Raw genomic sequence first — 19,173 nt, forward strand, 5'->3', positions numbered from 1 at the left:
GTCAAGCCTTTCCGGAAAAGGCATTCCCTCTGATTATTTTGGCGAGCAAAATAGGCATAAGCGGGACTCGCAGCGGTAATGACCCTGTGAGGTGTGAGATGTCGCAGAATCCATTCGCCCGGCTCGCTCGATGGCTGGGATTCGACCGGAATCCGCTGCGCCGCCGGTGTGACCGGATCGAGGCGATCGTGAGACTGATCGCCATCATGGGCGTGGCGGTCGCCGTCGTGCTCGGCGTTCTCTTCGGCGTCCGGACGTACGGCGACGGACTGCGCACCGAGGCCGCCCAAGCGCAGGCGCGCCACCTGATCCGGGCGACGCTGCTCCAGGACGTCCCGGCGCGCGGGCTCTCTCCCTCCGGGATCGCGGTCGGCCGCGCCCGGGCGGAGTGGACCGACGCGGCCGGCACTCACCGCACGGGCGTCATCGAGGCGCCGCCGGGCAAGCGTGCCGGTGAGGTCGTGCAGATCTGGACCGACGACGGTGGCATGCCCACCCGGCGGCCCCAGGACCGGGAGACCACCGTGGTCGCCGCCATGACGGTGGGGCTCGGCCTGCCCACCGGCGCCGCCGCCCTGCTGACCCTGCTCGTCCTGGGCACCCGTACGGTGAACCAGCGGCGGGCCACCCGCGCCTGGGAGGCGCAGTGGAGCGTCGTCGAGCCGATGTGGCGGATCAACGGTCGATGATCTCGTTCTTGCCGATCACCACGATCCCACCGCGGGTCACCGCGAACCGCTGCCGGTCGTAGTCGAGGTCGAAGCCGATCCGGGCGCCGTCCGGGACGACCACGTTCTTGTCGATGATCGCCCGCCGCACGACGGCGCCCCGGCCGATCTTGACCGAGCCCATCAGCACCGAGTCCTCGACCAGCGAGTGCGAGTGGAGCACGACGCCGGGGGAGAGGATCGAACGGACCGCCGTGCCGCCGGACACGATGACGCCGGGGGACACCAGCGAGTCGAGGGCGTGGCCGATCCGGTCGCCCTGGTTGTGCAGGAACTTCGCGGGCGGCAGCGGGTCGTGCCCCGTGTAGATGGGCCACCGGCTGTTGTACAGGTTGAACACCGGATGCGCCGAGATGAGGTCCATGTGCGCCTCGTAGTAGGCGTCCAGGGTCCCCACGTCCCGCCAGTAGCCCCGGTCCCGCTCGGTCGAGCCGGGGACGACGTTGTCGGCGAAGTCGTACACCTCCGCGCCGCCCGACTTCACGAACATCGGGATGATGTCGCCGCCCAGGTCGTGGTGACTGGCGGGGTCGAGCGCGTCCTCGCGCAGCGCCTCGATGAGCGCCTGCGTCTTGAACACGTAGTTGCCCATGGACGCGTAGATCTGGTCCGGCGCGTCGGGCAGGCCCACGGCGTTCTTCGGCTTCTCGCGGAAGGCCGTCATGCGTCGCCCCGCCGGGTCGGTCTCGATGACGCCGAACTGGTCGGCGAGCGCCAGCGGCTGGCGGATCGCGGCGACCGTCACGTCCGCTCCCGAGTCGATGTGCTGCTCCACCATCTGCCGGGGGTCCATCCGGTAGATGTGGTCGGCGCCGAAGACGATGCAGTGGTCCGGCAGCTCGTCGTAGATCAGGTTGAGGTTCTGGAACAGCGCGTCGGCGGACCCGGCGAACCAGCGGGGCCCGAGCCGCTGCTGGGCCGGCACTGGTGTGACGTAGTTGCCGAGCATCGCCGACAGCCGCCAGGTCCGCGAGATGTGCCGGTCGAGGCTGTGGTTCTTGTACTGCGTCAGCACCACGATCTGCAGGTAATGGGCGTTGGCGAGGTTCGACAGGACGAAGTCGACCAGCCGGTATATCCCGCCGAACGGTACGGCGGGCTTGGCACGGTCCGCCGTCAGCGGCATCAGCCGCTTGCCCTCACCGCCGGCGAGCACGATCGCGAGGACCTTCATAGCCAGGACCCTAACCCGTCAAGGCTCGTACAAAACACCGCGATTCCCGACGAGAAACTTCAAACCACCGCGGAATCCGATGCAGCCGGCCGTGTCGCGGGGCTCGGGGTGGCTCGCGCGGCGCGCCGGAGGAACCATCTGGGCCGCGGGCGGCAGGGCTTGATGTGGCGGACACGACCTAAGCTCCTGCCATGCGCGTCGATCTGCTCAGCCGCGAGTACCCGCCCGAGGTGTACGGCGGCGCGGGAGTCCACGTCGAATACCTGGCGCGCGAGCTGCGCCGGCTCGCCGACGTCCGGGTCCGGTGCTTCGGCGCCCACCGCGACGAGGAGGGCGTGGCGGCGTACCGGGTGCCGGGCGGGCTGGAGACCGCCAATCCGGCGCTTCAGGTGCTCGGCGTCGATCTGGAGATGGCCGCCGCGTGCGCGGGCGCGGATGTGGTGCACAGCCACACCTGGTACGCCAACTTTGCCGGGCAGGTCGCCAAGACGCTCTACGGCATGCCGCACGTCGTGACCACGCACAGCCTGGAGCCGCTCCGGCCGTGGAAGGCCGAGCAGCTCGGCGGCGGGTACGCGCTGTCGTCCTGGGCCGAGCGGAGCGCCCTGGCCTCGGCGGACGCCGTCATCGCGGTGTCCGAGGGCATGCGCCGCGACGTCCTCACCGCGTATCCCGAAATATCGCCCGACCGGGTGCAGGTCATCCACAACGGCATCGACACCGCCGAGTACGCGCCGTCCCGGAGCGCCGAGGCGCTGGCCCGGCACGGCATCGACCCCGCCCGGCCGTACGTGGTCTTCGTCGGGCGGATCACCCGGCAGAAGGGGCTGGTCCACCTCCTGCGCGCGGCCCGCTCGTTCGACCCCGGCGCGCAGATCGTGCTCTGCGCCGGGGCGCCGGACACCGCCGAGATCGCCGACGAGGTCGCGTCCCTGGTCGCGGAGCTGGGCAGGACCAGGAAGGGTGTCGTATGGATCTCGGAGATGCTGCCGCGCCCCGAGGTGATCCAGATCCTCACGCACGCCGCCGTCTTCGTCTGTCCCTCGGTCTACGAGCCCATGGGCATCGTCAATCTTGAGGCGATGGCCTGCGAGACGGCCGTCGTCGCCACCGCGACCGGCGGGATCCCCGAGGTCGTGGACGACGGCGTCACCGGACTGCTCGTCCCCGTCGAGCAGGGCCCGGACGGCGAGCCGTACGATCCCGACGCGTTCGCGGCCGCGATCGCCGAGCGGGTCGGCCTCCTGCTCGCCGACCCGGACCGCGCCGCCGCCATGGGCGCGGCGGGCCGGAGCAGGGCGGTGGAGCGTTTCTCCTGGCGCAGCATCGCCGCGCGGACCCACCGCCTCTACACGGCGCTCGTGCAGGCCCGCACGTAAGCGGCCCCTGCCCCGCCCGCCCCCAGTGACAGCCGCCCTCCACTCCCAAGGAAGCACCATGATCGCGATCGACCGGGTCCGGATGACCTTCACCGACCGGCACGGCGGCGTCAGCGCCGAGCCGTACGGCACGTGCAACCTCGGCGGCGCGGTGGGTGACGATCCCGCCGCCGTCGCCGAGAACCGGGCCGTGACCGCGGCGCGCCTCGGCCTGGCCGAGGTCGTCTTCATGCGGCAGGTCCACAGCGCGGACGTCGCCTACGTCACCACGCCCTTCGGCGAGGACCCGCCCGCCCTGGACGCGGTGTTCACCGACCGGCCGGGCCTCGGGATCGCGGTCCTGGTCGCCGACTGCGCACCCGTCCTGGTCGCCGACCCGGCGGCGGGCGTCGTCGGGGGCGCGCACTCGGGCCGTCCCGGGACCGAGGCGGGTGTGGTCGGCGCGCTCGTCGAGGCCATGGCGGCGCGCGGCGCCGCGCCGGAGAGGATGGTCGCGGCGATCGGCCCCGCCGCCTGCGGCCTCTGCTACGAGGTGCCCGCCGACCTACGGGAAAGGGTCGCCGGACGCGTGCCGGAGACCTGGTCCACCACGCGGTGGGGCACCCCCGCCCTCGACATCCGGGCCGGCATCGCGGCTCAGCTCGCCCGCGCGGGAGTGACCGACGTCAGGCACGACGACCGCTGCACGATCGAGACGCCCGACCTCTACTCCTATCGCCGCGACCGGCGCACCGGCCGGTTCGCCGGATACGCCTGGCTCAGCGAATAGGGAGCCGGCCGAACTGCCCCGGAGCGTGCTCATTACGGCGGCCCGCGCCGCCGTCGCTCAGCGCCGGGTGATCCGGCAGGCGTCCTCCCACAGCTCCGGATCGACCGGCGGCTGGTGGCGGATCAGCTCGGCGCAGTCGGCGATCGCGTCCGTCAGCAGTGTCCTGAGCAGCGCGTCCGGATCGGCGACGCACGCCTCCGAGAGCCCCCGGACCGCGAGCTGCACCGTGTTCGGCGCCGCGTACCTGCGGAACCCCTTGGCGGAGACCCGGACGCCGCGCCGGAACCGGTACGCCCAGCGGGCCGCGTCCGGCACCTTCGCCAGCGTGCGCGCGCTCTCCTCGCTGACGCTGCCCTGCGGCCGCCCGTCGAGGGTGGCCAGCACGTGCTCGGCGGAGAGCACGGACACCGCCAGCGCGAGCTGGCGCTCGTGCGAGACCACCGGCAGCGCCGAGGTCGCGCACCGGAGCGCGATGCGGGCGTCGATGCGCGGGTCGGCGCCGGCGAGCCCGATCACGGACGGGATCAACGGGGCCAGCAGCGGCCGGGCCGCGTCCGACGTGTGGTCATTGACCAGGCGCGCGAGACCGGCGAGCAGCGGATGTGTGCAGGCCGGATGATCGCTCCAGCGCTCCCCGGCCAGGAAGGACGCCAGCTCCATGAAGCACGCGCCCTTGCTCGGGTTGCGATGCTTGCCGCGCGACAGCAGCGGCATTGCCGTGGGCATCTGATCGTGCACGAGAAACTCCCACCCGAATCGCCCAACATGTCGCTTTCCAGTGTGCGCTCAGGTGGCGGCAATGAGAAGAACCGCCCCCGCAGCCCCCGCGCGGACGCGGAAAGCGGGATGTGGCGGGACGCGGCTCGGCAACGCCGTGGACGGCGGCGGACAGCCGGGAACCATGCGATTACCCGGAATTTCCGGAGGCGCCGCTTTCATATTGGGCAAAACCGCGTTTCGGCGCGTCCGTGCGCGGCAGTGCCCGCGCCCGGAACTCACTGAGCCATTCCGGGTAACGGATCATGACGGATTGTGATCTTCGGTCAGGTGTCTACCGTGTTCGAGGCGGAGGATGACGTGCGCGGCCTTGGCAATCATGCCGATCCGCCACGGGTCGAGGCTGACCCGCCGCAGCGTCTTGAAGGTCGTTTTCAGCAGCGAGTTCGCGCGTTCGGCGACGGCGTGCACGCCGCGGATGACCTGGTTGTAGGCCTGCTGCTCTCCGGTGAGTTCGGCGTTCTTGGGCTTCTTGACCGGGGTGCGGATGGCCGGGCTGAGGTTCTCATAGCCCAGGTCGGTCAGCGTGAGCAGGCCGGTCTCGGTGGCGGCCTGCTCCAGAGCTACCAAGAGCCCCTCGGCGGATTTCGCGCAGGTGGTGTCGTGCTCGCGGCCGGGCCGGACCTGCGAGGTCCACAGCGGGAAACCGTCGGGATCGGACAGAACCTGGACATTGCCGCCGTGGTGTTTGTGCTTGCCACTCCACCACAGGTCGGCGCTGTTGGGGCCGGGTGCGCTGATCCGGTCGGTGCGGATGACCGTGCCGTCCAGGTTGAGGTGACCGGCTCCCCGCGCCTTGGCCTCCGCCAGGGCCGTGGCCAGGTCGGGGGCGTCAGCGGCGAGGGTGTCGATGTCTTCGTGCAGGTAGTCGTAGGCGGTGCTGCGGCTGATGGCGTTATCGGTGGCAGTCCAGGAACCACCGCAAGACCAGCACGGCAGGCCGAACGGTTCTGGGCACGGGTCTTCGACTGGTCGAGTCATCGGGGCGGCGTCCCCGTCGTGCGCGAGATGGCGCGGGTGGCCGAGTACCTCCACCTGGCCCGCAGCGGCCGACACGACGAATGGGACAAGCGGCGCCTCGACCCGATCCCCACCGTGTCGTGGGAAGGGGACGTGGTACTTCTGTCGCCCGAGCCGGCCGGCACTATCGACCCGGCAAAGTAGCACGTGACCGCCGTGGGCGCGCCGGCTCCTCGTCGCGCCCACGGCGACCGTCGCCTGCACACCACATGGGCACCCGCTGCGGTGCCTGCACATCCGCCTAGAGCCCGGCCAGGGGTACATCGCGCCCACCGAGATCCTGCCGCACGACGGCTCCACCAGCGATGCGGAGGAGTGGTCGCTCGCCGCGTTCTGGCTGGGCTGATCAGGCGCGGGCGGGGGTGGGGGCGGCGAGACTCTCCCACCCCGCCTCACCCCGGCGACCACGATGACCCGGACCGTGGGATCGCGCTCGGCCTCTTCGAGCAGATCGAAGTAGCGCCGCCCCATCTCGGGGGTCCAGCGTTCAGGCGATCCGGCCGGTTGAACTTCAGGACCCGCACGGCGTCGTGCTTCTCGGACAGCACCAGCATTCGGCCTCCCTGTACAGAACTATGTTCTACGCCAGGGCGGGTGGCTTGATCGACCCCCGAAGCGGAAGAAAGGGCCGGAAACGCCGCGAGGCCGGGCGACCTCTCAGTCGCCCGGCCTCGGAGCCGGTGGCTCCCGTGATAAGACTCGAACCAGACCCGCCCCGGGTCGATCAGCCCGGTTCACCACGTGCGGCTCCCGACTCGGCTCCCCTGTGGGCGCTCAGCCAATCACGCTTCTGAAGGTGACGCCGGGCGACCTGAAAGCCTTTAGTTTTTACCCGCCGCCCTCGGGCGCGTGGTGGTGTGGGTGGTGTTTGGGGTGTCGGTGTTTGTGTCGCCGGTGCTTCTGCTGTTCCTTACACGAGGCCACACATTTGGGTTCGTGTTCCGAGATACAGCTGGACACGCAGCCTTCCCCCTCGCCCATACATATTTTTCGACAGGCCTTCTCTGCCTTCTTATGACAGAGAGCGTGACAGTCGACCGCCGGCATCGGGTTCGGCCGTCCTTGCGGCGGGGCAGCGGCCAGGTTGTTCGTATGCGGTGAGATGGCGACGTTGATGTAGGCGTTCGTGGAGGGAGAGCCGTTTGATGTTGCGGCACCTCTCGCGGTGCTGTCCGCCAGAGCGGAGCCGCTCGACATCGTGACACCTCCCGCGGTGAGCGCGCTGAGGGTAGCGACCACCAGGGCCCGTCGCGCGATATTCTGGAACATTACGCCTCCCCTTGGCCAAGTAGACCCGCCTTCGGCCCACTCCTTCCTGTCGTGCACCGGCGCGAAATACTTCTTGGGTACTCCGCCGCCAGTCGGCTATTCATAGTTTCGACTTTGCGGGAAAAGTCCGGCGCCGTGCAACATGGCCGGCGTAGATATTCCCTTGCCATAGCCGTAGGGACGGTGGTCTGCAGGCCCACTCCTTCGTCCAGGTCGAGCTGGGCGCGGCGAAGTGAATCGCCCTGAGTTACATGGAGCCGTCTTAGTTGGCTTCATGCCGGTTGGCGGGTTGGATAGAGCATCTCGTATTCGACAGGGTGCGGATCCCGAGAGCGCTGCGGCGGCGTTGCCGATTGTGGAAGATCTCCAGGTATGAGCCAACCCGAGTTTCGTGGAGGCCCTGAAAGCAGCACGATCTTGTAGCACGATCGGCTGGGGAAGGGAGAAGCCACCACGATGGCTGCACACCGCGAGTACCCCGATGAACTCCGTGAACGCGCTGTCCGGCTTGTCCGGGAAAGCGGCCGCCCGATCGCGCAGATCGCCCGTGATCTGGGCGTGCACCGCGAGGCGTTGCGCGGCTGGGTCCGCCAGGCCCAGGCCGATGACGGCAGCCGTCCCGAGCTGCCGTCCACGGCCGAACGAGAGGAGATCAAGGCGCTGCGAAGGGAGAACGCCGAGCTGCGCAGGGCCAACGACATCCTGAAGGCCGCCTCGGCGTTTTTCGCCGCGGAGCTCGACCGTCCCCGCACGAGGCAGCCGCAGTGATCGACGATCTCCACGACCGCTTCGGGGTCGAGCCCGTATGCCGGGTGTTGGATCTCGCCCCGTCTACCTACTACGCGGCCAAGACGCGCCCGCCCTCGGCCCGTGCGCTGCGTGACCGCGAGGTCCTCGGCCTGATCGAGGGCGTGCGCGCACGCAAGTACGCGCAGGTCTATGGGGCTCGCCGCGTCCACGTGCAGCTCAAGCGCGAAGGTGCCACGGTCGCCCGGTGCACCGTCGAGCGTGTCATGCGCGAGCACAGCCTGCGCGGGGTGATGCGGGGGCGCGGTCGGCGCACCACGATCCCCGATGGCCAGGCTCGCCGTCCCGCTGACCTGGTCAAACGTGATTTCAGCGCGCCCGCGCCGAACCGGCTGTGGGTGGCCGACATGACCTACGTGCCCACCGAGGAGGGCTGGGCATGCGTCGCGTTCGTCCTGGACGTGTACTCCCGGGTGATCGTCGGCTGGAAGATGGCCGATCACCTGCGCACCGACCTGCCGCTGGACGCTGTGGAGATGGCGTTGTGGCAGCGTGAGGTCACGCGCGGCAGCTTGGTGCATCATTCCGATGCCGGCTGCCAGTACACCTCGATCCGTTACTCCACTCGCCTGGAGGACCTCGGTGTGGTCCGGTCCATCGGCACCGTTGGGGACTCGTTCGACAACGCGATGGCCGAGGCGCTGAACGGCACGTTCAAGGCCGAGCTCATCCATCCTCGCAGGTGGGAGAGCCGGGCCGAGTTGGAGGTCGAGATCGCCGGCTGGGTCGGCTGGTACAACAACGAGCGGGTTCACAGCGCGATCGAGGACAAATCCCCTGCGGAGTACGAAGCCGCATACTACGCTTCTTTAATCACACGAGAACCCTGCGTCGCAGGATAGCCAGGTCTCCACAAAAGCCGGGGCACCTCAGTATTCGAAGATCGCATTGGCGAGTTCGATGCGTGTCTTCCACGTTTGCGGTGGAGTAATTCGGTCTGCATGCGGCCCCAGAAGCTCTCATGGAGCCCATCGAAAGGACCAGCCCGGACCCCTGGGCCTGCGGGTGCAGGCCCAGGAGGTGAACTGCCCGGGTTCAAGGAGTCGTCGCAACACGCTTGTTGGAGTGAGAGTAGATGATCGTGGGTCGGCAGCAGTGGGGACCTGCGCCACGGGCCGTTCGCGGCGGCTGCCGGGCAGCCCCTGGATGCCCTCGCGCCGCATCAGCATTTCCACCGTGCCGTGCGCGACGATCAGTCCGTTGCCGAGCGTCAGCTCGGCGTGCACCCGCCGAGCGCCGTAGACGCCGCGCGAGGCGGCGTGGAGCTGCTGGATCTTCTCAGTCAGCCACGCGTGCCGCAGCGACCTCGCCGATGGTGGTCGGCTGCGGCAGGCGTAGTAGCCCGACTCCGACACGTCCAGGACGCGGCAGCACACCTGGATGGGAAGCCCTTCGGCGGCCACCATCGCGATGGCTTCGAACCGTCTGATACGTGAATCGACCTCAGCTGGGCAGGCGGCAGCGAACCCCAACCGGTGATCGTCGGTGAGGGCTTGCCGGGAACGGTGACCCTGGTGGCTTATTCGTGATCAGGCAGCGAGGGCGAGTTCCAGCCGGGCGAGGTGGCCGGTTCGGGTGCGGTCGAGTGGATGCCCGTTCCACCAGGCATCCAGCCGGATCAGGTTGAGTGCGACCACGGAGAAAACGTGGTCGAGATGGACCTTGGCCAGGCCGCGATAGCGAGTCCGGCGGATGTCGGTGACCGCGACGGCTTGCCGGATGGTGCCCTCGACGCCCGCGCGGAGCTTGTACTTGTCTTGCCACTCGGTGGTGGATTGTTCGGCGCGGGCAGCGTCCAGGGCCTTTTGGATCTTCTCCGTGCGGATGGTGAGCTGACGTCCCCGGACGATGGCGGTGGTGCGCGCCTGCCGGCCCGGCAAGGCTGACAGTCCTGGCCGGAGAAGCGGATGACGATCGCGTCGGTGCCGCGCTGGGTGCACGGTGTCCACGAGGTGTTGCGCCTGCCCTGCGGGCAGGTGACCTGCCGGTTGTTCCAGTCGATGGTGATCGCGGTGCGGTCGAACCCGGTCCGGGCGCGTGCTTGCGAGGACTGATCGAGCAACATGGCCGTAACCAGCGCGATCCCGAATTTCTCCCGCGCGCCGACGAGCAGTTCGGCTGAGGGGTAGCCCGAATCGAGGTAGTGCTCGGCGGGAAGCAGGCCGCGCCGGGCGAGTGCCTGGTGGATCGGGTCGGTGGCCTGGCTGTCGGGCACGGTGGCGTCGGTGGTGATCAGATTCGGTGGTTGCGGTTCGCCGGTGCCGGCCGCAGCGGCGACGGCGTCGGGAGTGTTGTCGCAGGTCTCGCTGACGTGCATCTTGTAGCCATTCCAGAAAAGATCATCACCCTTGGCGGCCCATCGGGCGTCGGTGTCGTAGGGGGAGGTCAGCCGGTATCTGCCCGGCGGGAGTCCCTCGCCACCAGATTCGAGGGACTCCCGCCGCTTGACCACCTCCCGCTCACGGCTGTCGACCACGCGCACATAGTTCTGGATCAGCATCACCCGCAACGCTTGAACGGCGGGCAACTGGCGCAGCCAGGCCGGGGAGAACGGCGCGTAGACGGCGCTGACCAGGGCGTAGCCGTCGGCTCCGTAGGCGCGGGCCAGCTCAGCCCGTTTCGTTTCCGAGGTCGGCAGCCGCCAGGAGTCGACCCGGGCCCGATACCGGCCGGCCCAGCCCCCCACCTCCAAGACCTGCTCCACCCACCCGGGCGCGGCAGCCGACAACGCCTCAAGACAGGCACGAACGCATTCCCCGGCCATCTCCAGCCGATTCAAGTCCCGAACAGCGGCGATCACATGTGTGGAATCGGTCCGCTGCTTGCCGCCGGTCTTGACCATGCCCTTGCCGGCCAGGGCGGTGAGGAGCACGTCCAGAGCCTTCTCCTCCAGCCCGTGCGCGGCCACCCGCGCCCGGACCCCGTGCGGCCGGGCGTTCCGTCAGGTGGCACGGCCAGGACACGGGTAATCCGCGCCAATGATGCCTTTTGCCGCCAATGGGTAACCAGCGGGATGTTCCACCTCTAGCGTGATACGAGGGAGTTGCCCGATAAATGCCGCCGGTTGTTGAGCGCGGATCCGGGTGGACCCGCCGCCGAGAGGGGGGAGGTGGCCGGAGCGAGCCTCCGGCCGACGACCCCGGCCCTCGGAGAGCCCGTCGCGTGCGAGGAGCTTCGTCGGAGGGGGCGGCGAGCACCGCCCGGCCATGTCGCGACAGGCGTGATTTGTCGGGGACGACCTGAGACGCCGTTTCGGCGTCTTCCCGGGAGACCGATTCGACGCTCCGTCGATCCGCAAGTGCCACCAGGCCAGGCCGACCCGCTTGGCAGGCCTGGCAACGTCTGCGACCGCGTCCCGCCGGCGAGCCGGACGTGGAGCTTCACCACACGGAGTGATTCAGATGCTCAAGCAAGCAATCGCGGCAGGCGCGATGATCGCCTCGGCGTTCGTCGTCCCCGCAGCGATGCCCGCGCAGCCCGCGGCCGCCGCAACGTCGGCCACGGTCGTCACCTCGATCGGCGAAACCGGGCAGCTCAAGCCCTGCCCGCACGGCCACTGTAGGCACCGGCATCACAGACATCACAGGCAGCGGCAACAGCAGCAGCAGCAACAGCAGCAGCAACAGCAGCAGCAACAGCAGCAGCAACAACAGCAGCAACAACAGCAGCAACAGCAACAGCAGCAACAACGGCAGCGGTAAAGCGCTGCCGCACATAGCGGGCTCCGCCCGCTGACCCGGCGTCGCCCCGTGAGCGCTCACGGGGCGACGTCTCTTATTTCCGGTCTATTTCCTGCTCACAGAGCCCGTCACGGGGGCATGCGCCGCTCGAAACGCGACGGTCTGAGCACTCAGCCGATCCGGTTCACCGGAGTGATGCGGAGGTCACGACGCCAGCCACGCATCGACGTCGCGACGCAGCCGCTCCTTCGTGGCGTCGGGCGCGAACGACGCGTCGATCCCCGCGCGGGCCAGCTCGGCCAGAGCCGCGTCGTCGTACCCGAAGGCGTCGCGCACCCGGGCGTACTCCTCGACCAGCGACGTCCCGACGATGGACGGGATGTCGGTGTTCAGCGTGACCGTCAGCCCGGCCGCGCGCAGCCGGTGCAGCGGGTGGTCGTCGAGCGACGGCGCGAGCCCGAGGGCGACGTTCGACGTCGGGCACACCTCCAGCGGGATCTCCCGCTCGCGCAGCTCTGCCACCAGCTCGTCGTCGTCGAGGACGCGGATGCCGTGCCCGATGCGCTCCGCGTGGCCGAGCACGAGGGCCTCGCGGACGCTGTCGGGGCCACCCTCCTCGCCCGCGTGATGCACGAGGCGGACGCCCGCGTCCCGCGCCGCGTCGAACACCTGGGCGAACGGAGCGAGAGGATAGGACTCCTCGCCCGCCAGGCCGATCGCGACGACGCCCTCCGAGGCGTACCGCGTGGCGAGCTTGAGCGTGCGCCAGGCCCGGTCGACCGAGCGGCGGCGGGAGTGGTCCAGGATCACCCGGCACTCCACGCCGTACGCGGCGCGACCCTCGGCCAGCCCGTCGAGCACGGCCTCAAGCGGCATCTCGGGACTGCCGAGCCGGTCCCCGTGCGAGGCCGCGGTGAAGGTGACCTCGGCGTACCGCGTGCCCTGGGCGGCCTCGTCCTCGCAGAACTCCAGCGCGATCCGGCGGAAGTCCTCGGGCCGGCACAGGCTCTCCCGTACGCGCGAGTTGTAGTCGGCGAAGCTGCGGAAGCCGTCGAACGACCCCGGAGGGTCCGGGATCGTCAGGCCGTTCGCGTCGGCGATCTCCTGGGCGGTCCGCCACCGTACGGTGCTCTCCAGGTGGACGTGCAGATGGGCCTTGGGCAGCCGAGCGATTTCCCGCATGCGCGGAAGCCTAGGGCCATGCCCCTGGGCCCGGCACGCGGTTATTCTGCTCACACGCTGAACAAACCCGCGGTCTATCCGAACAAACGGTAATCTTCCCCGTCCGAGCCCTTTGCCACTTACGGGTTACCACCTGCCGCAGGCGTCCCTACGGTTGGTGTAGGTCGACACGCCGTTTCGGCGTCATCCCGGGAGACCGATTCGACGCTCCGTCAGTCACCACGCGCCCCTGGCAGGCCGCATCGCCGGCGAGCCCAGCGGGCACGGAGATCCGGCCCTCGCCGCGAGGGGGCGCGATCACCAGCACAAGGACACCCACGGAGTGATTCTCATGCTCAAAAACGCATTCGCCACCGGCGCGCTGGTGGCATCCGCCCTCGTCCTCCCCGTCACCTTCTCTGCACTTCCCGCGAACGCGACCGCCGCGTCCCAGGGGGAGGGCAGCGGCGCGACCACGACGAAGGCCGCCGACTGCTGGTGGAGCAACGGCTGCAAGTACTGCAGGAGCCACGGAGAGACGCGCCGCGTCACCTGCGAGCACCGCCGAGGCCGCGAGCCCCGGGCCCGCGAGCCCCGGGTCCGCGAGCCCCGGGAGCGCTACGAGCACGGGCGCTACCCGGAGCGCTACTACGAGCACCCGGGGCGCTACGAGCACCGCGGCAGCGAGCAGTGGCGCCACGAGCGTGGCTGGAGCCACGAGCAGCGCAGCCACCGCTAGCCGGATCGGTGACGGCCGCTAGGTCGGCCGCTCGCTGAGAACGGCCCGGCGCTCCCGGGCCGACCGCGCCGTCGCCTCGCGGGGGAAACCCGCGAGGCGATGGCGCTTCGGCCGTGGTTCGGCGCGATCAGCCGCCGCTCTTGCGGCGGAACGTACGCTTGCCGCCCGCGGGGCCGTGCGCGGCGTGCACCTTCGACGGGTCCTTGCCGGCGCCCGCGGCGTTCCGCTCGGCCTGCGCGCGCTTCTTGCGCTCCAGTGCCTCGCGGAACTTCCGCTTCATCTCGTCTTCGGGGGCGTCGTCGCGCTCCGGTTCGGCGGTGGCCATGCGGACCTCCTGAGGCGTGCAGGCGCACGGTTTCGGGACCGGCGCGGTTGAGGCTCACCCTACCGCCACCCGCACGTTCTTGATCCAGCGCCGTACGCGGCGGCGGCGGATCGGGGGCGTGCGGAACGGGTCTCGTGGGACGGTTGATCGAAGAGTCACGACGGGATCGGGCGCGGCACGTCCGAAGAACGGTGAAATCCCGAACAGATCCGAATGCAGAGGTGGAGACGGGATTTGAACCCGTGTGGACGGCTTTGCAGGCCGCTGCCTCGCCTCTCGGCCACTCCACCGAGGGAGGCCCATGTCGGAGACCTCACAGAGCGGAAGACGGGATTCGAACCCGCGACCCTCACCTTGGCAAGGTGATGCTCTACCACTGAGCCACTTCCGCGATCGCCTGACGGCGTTGCCGTAACTGTACCGGGTTTCCGGCTCCGATGCGTACTTATGCGACTCGCGGCGTTCACGGGCGCGCCGGCCCGCGTTCACCCTCCGTCACGAAGCCGCGCGGTCAGACCTGCCGCGCCGAGTGGTCGCGGAACGCGCGCGCGGCGCTCCGCTCGACCGAGGGCAGCATCAGGAAGATCTCCAGGATCCGAGTCAGCCGGTGCACCTCGATGCGGTGGAAGTCCGGTCCTTCCTCCCGGGCCAGGACGAGCGAGAGCGCCAGAGGCGGCAGGGGAGCGGTGATCAGGTGCAATCCGGACGGAAGCGTCTCCGCCATCGGGCGGTCCGGCGTCACCTCGGGGAACGGGACGTCCCGAGGGGCGCGCCAACTGGAGTGGACGACCTCGCGGGGCACGGTCTCGGTCCCCGCGGCGGCCCAGTCCGCGCTGAACAGCACCGGCATGGAGTCGATCAGCGTGGCGAGCGCGCGCTCTCCCGCCGTGGTGAGGAACCGGAGCATCTCCAGCTCGGGGAACGTCCCCGGGGCCTCCCTGGTCGCCCAGACGCCCTCCACCCGCACCCCGGGCAGGGCCTCCAGGCTCTCCGTGACGCGCTCGCGGGGCGTCGCGTCCGGCCAGTAGACCGTGAAGTCGTCCACCGCCCGGCCCTCGCCCCGGTCGAGAACGGTGACCTGGGTGATGTCGGCTCCCGCCGCGCCGAGAGCGCGGGTGACCTCCCCGAGAGCGCCCGGACGGTCGGGGAGCGAGATTCTCAGCCGCATGAGCATGACGACCTCCTCGCCTCGACCCGACCAGGGTATCCAGGGCCGATTTCCGGCGTCCATGATCTTGTACGTCTCACACCCGGCCGGCGGCGAGAATGAACACATGAAAATCGGGACGTTCGAGGTGTGGCCCCCAGTTGTGCTCGCGCCGATGGCGGGGATCACCAACATCGGCTTCCGCTCGCTCTGCCGGGAGCAGGGCGGTGGCCTGTTCGTCTCCGAGATGATCACCTCGCGGGCGCTGGTCGAACGGGTGCCGCTGACGTTCCAGATGATCCGCTTCGGCCCGGAGGAGCACCCGCGCAGCATCCAGCTCTACGGCGTCGACCCGGCCATCGTCGGCAAGGCCGCCCGGATGATCGCCGAGGAGGACCTGGCCGACCACATCGACCTGAACTTCGGCTGTCCCGTCCCCAAGGTGACCCGGCGGGGCGGCGGGTCGGCGCTGCCGTACAAGCGGAACCTGCTGCGGGCGATCCTCAGGGAGGCGGTGGCGAACGCCGGCCCGCTGCCGGTGACGATCAAGATGCGCAAGGGCATCGACGACGACCATCTGACCTACCTGGACGCGGGCCGGATCGCCGCCGAGGAGGGCGTGGCGGCGGTGGCCCTCCACGCGCGCACCGCCAAGCAGCACTACGGCGGCACCGCCGACTGGGACGCCATCAAGCGACTCAAGGACGCCGTGCCGGAGATCCCCGTGCTGGGCAACGGCGACATCTGGACGGCCGACGACGCGCTGCGCATGGTGGCCGAGACCGGCTGCGACGGCGTCGTGGTCGGCCGCGGCTGCCTGGGCAGGCCCTGGCTGTTCCGCGACCTCGACCTCGCCTTCCAGGGGTCGGCGGAGCGCACCCGCCCGTCGCTCGGCGAGGTCGCGGCCACGATGGTGCGCCACGCCGAGCTGCTGTGCGAGGTCATCGGCAGCGAGCCGCACGGGCTGGCCGACTTCCGCAAGCACGTGGGGTGGTACCTCAAGGGCTTCGTGATCGGCGCCGAGACGCGCCGCGGGCTGACCACCGTGTCGAGCCTGGCCGAGCTGCGCGAGCGCGCCGAGGAGCTGGACGGCCAGCAGCCCTGGCCGGCCGATGCCGACGGCCCCCGCGGCAAGAGCGGCGAGCGGACCAAGGTGCTGCTGCCGCACGGCTGGCTGGACGACCCCGACGACACGACCGTCCCGGGCGCGGACGCCGAGGACGCCACCTCCGGCGGCTGATCCGTCGGAAGGCGGCACCTCGGACGTCGATCCCCGTGTCAGCGCACGGGCCCGACCGGCCCGCGCGCTCGGCCTGCCGGGGGAAAGGTCACATGCGGGTCATGCCGGTGACGTGGAGCACGGCGTGGCCCTCCTCGTCGGAGGCGGCGAGATCGACCTGCGCGGTGATTCCCCAGTCGAGGTGCCCGGCCGGGTCCTCGATGACCTGGCGGACCCGCCACAGCTCCTTCTCCTCCTCGATCTGGAGCAGCGCGGGGCCGCGCGCGGACGGGCCGGTGCCGATCTCGTCGTGCTCCTCGTAGTACGCGTCGAGCGCCGCGGCCCATTCCACCTCGGGCGCCAGCTCGACCAGCTCCTCCTCGCGGTCCAGGGCAGCCAGCTCGACCATGCGGAACATCGCGTTGCGGACCAGCACCCGGAACGCGCGGGCGTTGGCCGTGACCGGCCTGATCCTGCTCTCCAGCTCGGCCTCGGACTCCAGCGCCTCAGAGGGGTTGGCCAGCTTCTCCCACTCATCGATCAGGCTGGAGTCCACCTGCCGGACCAGCTCGCCGAGCCACTCGATCAGGTCGATGAGGTCGTCGGTCTTGAGGTGCTCGGGCACGGTCTTCGACAGCGTGCGGTACGCGTCGGCGAGGTACCTCAGGACCGTGCCCTCCGAGCGGGCCAGCTCGTAGAACTGGATGTACTCGGTGAAGGTCATCGCCCGCTCGTACATGTCGCGGATGATCGACTTGGGGCTCACCGTGTGGTCGCCGACCCAGGGGTGGCCGCGCCGGTACGTCTCGTACGCGCCGAAGAGCAGGTCGGCGAGCGGCATCGGGTAGGTGATCTCGGCGAGGCGCTCCATGCGCTCCTCGTACTCGACGCCGTCGGCCTTCATCTCGGCGACCGCCTCGCCGCGCGCCTTGTTGAGCTGCGCGTGCAGGATCTGGCGCGGATCGTCCAGCGTCGACTCGACGATCGAGACGATGTCCAGCGCGTACGTCGGCGACTCGTGGGAGAGCAGCTCGAACGACGCGAGCGCGAACGTGGACAGCGCCTGGTTGAGCGCGAAGTCCTCCTGCAGGTCCACGGTGAGGCGGGCCCTGCGGCCGTGCTCGTCGGGCTCCTTGAGCGACTCCACGATGCCGCCGGCGAGCAGCGACCGGTAGATCGCGATCGCGTGGCTGATGTGCCGTCGCTGCGCCTTGCGGTCCTCGTGGTTGTCGGTGAGCAGCTGCTTCATCGCCTGGAAGCAGTCGCCCGGCCGGTTGATCACCGAGAGCAGCATCGCGTTGCTGACCTTGAACCGCGAGGTCAGCGGCTCGGGCTCGGCCGTCTGCAGCTTCTCGAAGGTCTCCTCGCTCCAGCCGACGAAGCCCTCCGGCGGCTTCTTGCGGGCGTAGCCGCGCCGCCGCTTCGGATCGTCGCCGATCTTGGCGAGCGCCCGCTCGTTCTCGATGACGTGGTCGGGCGCCTGGCACACCACGTATCCGACGGTGTCGAAACCGGCGCGGCCGGCCCGCCCGGCGATCTGGTGGAACTCGCGGGCCCGCAGCCGCCGCACCCGGTTGCCGTCGAACTTCGACAGCGCGGTGAACAGCACCGTGCGGATCGGGACGTTGACCCCCACGCCCAGCGTGTCGGTGCCGCAGATGACCTTGAGCAGGCCCGCCTGGGCCAGGCGCTCCACCAGGCGGCGGTACTTCGGGAGCATCCCGGCGTGGTGGACGCCGATGCCGTGCCGTACGAGTCGGGACAGGGCCCGGCCGAAGCGCGTGGTAAACCGGAAACCGCCGATGAGGGAGGCGATGGCCTCTTTTTCGGCCTTCGAGCACATGTTGATGCTCATCAGCGACTGCGCCCGCTCCATGGCGGCCGCCTGCGTGAAGTGGACGACGTAGACCGGGGCCTGCTGCGTGGACAGCAGCTCCTCCAGGGTCTCGTGCAGCGGCGTCACCCGGTAGGAGTAGATCAGCGGCACCGGCCGTTCGGCGCTCTTCACCACGGCGGTGGGGCGTCCCGTGCGGCGGGTGAGGTCCTTCTCGAACCGCTCGACGTCTCCCAGCGTGGCCGACATCAGCACGAACTGCGCCTGCGGCAGCTCCAGCAGCGGCACCTGCCAGGCCCAGCCGCGGTCGGGCTCGGCGTAGAAGTGGAACTCGTCCATGATCACTGTGCCCACATCGGCGCGCGCGCCGTCCCTGAGGGCGATCTGGGCGAGGATCTCCGCGGTGCAGCAGATGATCGGGGCGTCGGAGTTGACCGAGGCGTCGCCGGTCATCATGCCGACGTTCTCGGTGCCGAAGATCGCGCACAGGTCGAAGAACTTCTCCGACACCAGCGCCTTGATGGGCGCCGTGTAGAAGCTGACCTCGTCCCGGCCGAGGGCCGCGAAGTGGGCGCCCGCGGCGACCAGGCTCTTGCCGGACCCCGTGGGGGTGGCCAGGATCACGTTGTTGCCGGAGACGACCTCGATCAGCGCCTCCTCTTGCGCCGGGTACAGCGTCAGCCCCCGCTCGGTGTTCCAGGCGGTGAACGCCTCGTAGAGCGAGTCGGGTTCGCTGTCGGCCGGAAGGCGCCCGATGAGGTTCATGTTCGTTATCAAATCACCTTAAGCCTGGAGACTTCCGTCTCCAGGCGCGAGAGGAAACGCCGCACGGTGTCGCGCGGTGTTTGTTGCGGTGTTTGTTAAGGTACCGGCTCGGTGGCGATAGCCATCCGATCAAGGTCAACGCGTGTAATCCGGGGTACCGCGCCACCGATCTGAACAACCACTCCGGCCTGCGTACTCCGGAGCAGGGCACCGCGACAGCGGTACGTTTGGCGCTGCTCGGCGCGGACGGGGCTATGGGAGCCTTCGTCGGGGACGAAGGTTATCTCCCCTGGTAGAAGGAACTCCAACCTGAACGCCTTTCGGCTCACGGTCACCCTGCGCCGGCTCGGTTACGGTCTGCGACTGTCCGATCGCAGATC

General features: G+C 69.6%; 13 protein-coding genes, 2 tRNA genes, 4 pseudogenes and 1 other annotated feature. Of the genes and pseudogenes, 6 read left to right on the forward strand and 13 right to left on the reverse strand.

Going from position 1 to position 19,173, the window contains the following annotated elements:
- Positions 1–98: 98 nt before the first annotated feature.
- Positions 99–689: an Rv1733c family protein gene (locus AWQ68_RS26360; RefSeq protein ID WP_066944745.1), complete on the forward strand. Its 591-nt coding sequence runs from the start codon at positions 99–101 to the stop codon at positions 687–689.
- Here the strand turns inward: AWQ68_RS26360 and glgC are convergent.
- The gene (gene glgC / locus AWQ68_RS26365) at positions 676–1,902 is read right to left on the reverse strand and encodes a glucose-1-phosphate adenylyltransferase (protein WP_174554145.1); all 1,227 of its coding nucleotides are present in this window, start codon (positions 1,900–1,902) and stop codon (positions 676–678) included. The two genes, AWQ68_RS26360 and glgC, sit on opposite strands and share 14 nt — an antisense overlap.
- A gap of 191 nt (positions 1,903–2,093) precedes the next feature.
- Here glgC and glgA point away from each other — a divergent pair, with 191 nt between their 5' ends.
- Together glgA and pgeF are read left to right on the forward strand one after the other, a co-directional pair.
- Positions 2,094–3,281, forward strand: coding sequence for a glycogen synthase (gene glgA, locus AWQ68_RS26370; protein ID WP_066944749.1), 1,188 nt, complete (start codon positions 2,094–2,096; stop codon positions 3,279–3,281).
- A 58-nt stretch (positions 3,282–3,339) separates the two neighbouring features.
- Complete coding sequence (pgeF, locus tag AWQ68_RS26375) at positions 3,340–4,050, forward strand: peptidoglycan editing factor PgeF (protein ID WP_066944751.1); 711 nt, start codon at positions 3,340–3,342, stop codon at positions 4,048–4,050.
- Positions 4,051–4,107: 57 nt separating this feature from the next.
- Here pgeF and AWQ68_RS26380 read toward each other — a convergent pair whose 3' ends face one another.
- Entirely contained in the window at positions 4,108–4,788 is a 681-nt protein-coding gene (locus AWQ68_RS26380; RefSeq protein ID WP_245656096.1) for a hypothetical protein, read from the reverse strand.
- A gap of 282 nt (positions 4,789–5,070) precedes the next feature.
- A pseudogene (locus AWQ68_RS26385) lies at positions 5,071–5,890 on the reverse strand (HARBI1 family protein).
- 1,682 nt (positions 5,891–7,572) lie between these two features.
- Between AWQ68_RS26385 and AWQ68_RS26395 the strand changes: the two are divergent.
- A protein-coding gene (locus AWQ68_RS26395; RefSeq protein ID WP_245656097.1) for an IS3 family transposase occupies positions 7,573–8,765 on the forward strand; the annotation gives its coding sequence in 2 pieces (ribosomal slippage) (positions 7,573–7,840 and positions 7,840–8,765; 1,194 coding nt in all).
- Positions 7,833–7,946 (forward strand) — a sequence feature (AL1L pseudoknot). It overlaps the preceding gene by 114 nt.
- Positions 8,766–8,795: 30 nt before the next feature.
- On the opposite strand, the pseudogene AWQ68_RS46375 reads toward AWQ68_RS26395, so the two are convergent.
- The 5 genes and pseudogenes from AWQ68_RS46375 to add all read right to left on the reverse strand — a co-directional run.
- Positions 8,796–8,951: pseudogene (locus tag AWQ68_RS46375) on the reverse strand (IS3 family transposase); the annotation flags it as partial.
- 120 nt (positions 8,952–9,071) lie between these two features.
- A pseudogene (locus tag AWQ68_RS46380) lies at positions 9,072–9,329 on the reverse strand (IS3 family transposase); the annotation flags it as partial.
- A 264-nt stretch (positions 9,330–9,593) separates the two neighbouring features.
- A pseudogene (locus tag AWQ68_RS46235) lies at positions 9,594–9,872 on the reverse strand (transposase); the annotation flags it as partial.
- A 1,431-nt stretch (positions 9,873–11,303) separates the two neighbouring features.
- Positions 11,304–11,639, reverse strand: coding sequence for a hypothetical protein (locus AWQ68_RS43705; protein ID WP_169808987.1), 336 nt, complete (start codon positions 11,637–11,639; stop codon positions 11,304–11,306).
- A 168-nt stretch (positions 11,640–11,807) separates the two neighbouring features.
- On the reverse strand, positions 11,808–12,785 hold the full coding sequence (add, locus tag AWQ68_RS26410; RefSeq protein ID WP_066944759.1) for an adenosine deaminase: 978 nt from the start codon (positions 12,783–12,785) through the stop codon (positions 11,808–11,810).
- 331 nt (positions 12,786–13,116) lie between these two features.
- Between add and AWQ68_RS26415 the strand changes: the two genes are divergently transcribed.
- On the forward strand, positions 13,117–13,503 hold the full coding sequence (locus AWQ68_RS26415) for a hypothetical protein (RefSeq protein WP_157545733.1): 387 nt from the start codon (positions 13,117–13,119) through the stop codon (positions 13,501–13,503).
- A 127-nt stretch (positions 13,504–13,630) separates the two neighbouring features.
- Here the strand turns inward: AWQ68_RS26415 and AWQ68_RS26420 are convergent, their stop codons facing one another.
- The 4 genes from AWQ68_RS26420 to AWQ68_RS26435 form a co-directional block, all read right to left on the reverse strand.
- Positions 13,631–13,828 (reverse strand): DUF5302 domain-containing protein, encoded by a 198-nt coding sequence (locus AWQ68_RS26420; protein ID WP_066944763.1) that lies wholly within the window; start codon positions 13,826–13,828, stop codon positions 13,631–13,633.
- 219 nt (positions 13,829–14,047) lie between these two features.
- Positions 14,048–14,118: transfer RNA gene (locus AWQ68_RS26425), tRNA-Cys, on the reverse strand.
- Positions 14,119–14,147: 29 nt separating this feature from the next.
- Positions 14,148–14,219, reverse strand: a tRNA-Gly gene (locus tag AWQ68_RS26430).
- Positions 14,220–14,339: 120 nt separating this feature from the next.
- A complete protein-coding gene (locus AWQ68_RS26435) occupies positions 14,340–15,002 on the reverse strand; it encodes an ACT domain-containing protein (protein ID WP_066944765.1) in 663 nt (220 codons plus the stop codon).
- Positions 15,003–15,102: 100 nt separating this feature from the next.
- Here AWQ68_RS26435 and dusB point away from each other — a divergent pair, with 100 nt between their 5' ends.
- Positions 15,103–16,215, forward strand: a complete 1,113-nt coding sequence (dusB, locus tag AWQ68_RS26440) for a tRNA dihydrouridine synthase DusB (RefSeq protein ID WP_066944767.1) — start codon at positions 15,103–15,105, stop codon at positions 16,213–16,215.
- An 88-nt stretch (positions 16,216–16,303) separates the two neighbouring features.
- Here the strand turns inward: dusB and AWQ68_RS26445 are convergent, their stop codons facing one another.
- The gene (locus AWQ68_RS26445) at positions 16,304–18,793 is read right to left on the reverse strand and encodes a DEAD/DEAH box helicase (protein WP_174554146.1); all 2,490 of its coding nucleotides are present in this window, start codon (positions 18,791–18,793) and stop codon (positions 16,304–16,306) included.
- Positions 18,794–19,173 lie beyond the last annotated feature (380 nt).

Origin of the sequence: Microtetraspora fusca (assembly GCF_001570365.1) — a bacterium.
GTDB classification, from domain to species: domain Bacteria; phylum Actinomycetota; class Actinomycetes; order Streptosporangiales; family Streptosporangiaceae; genus Microtetraspora; species Microtetraspora fusca.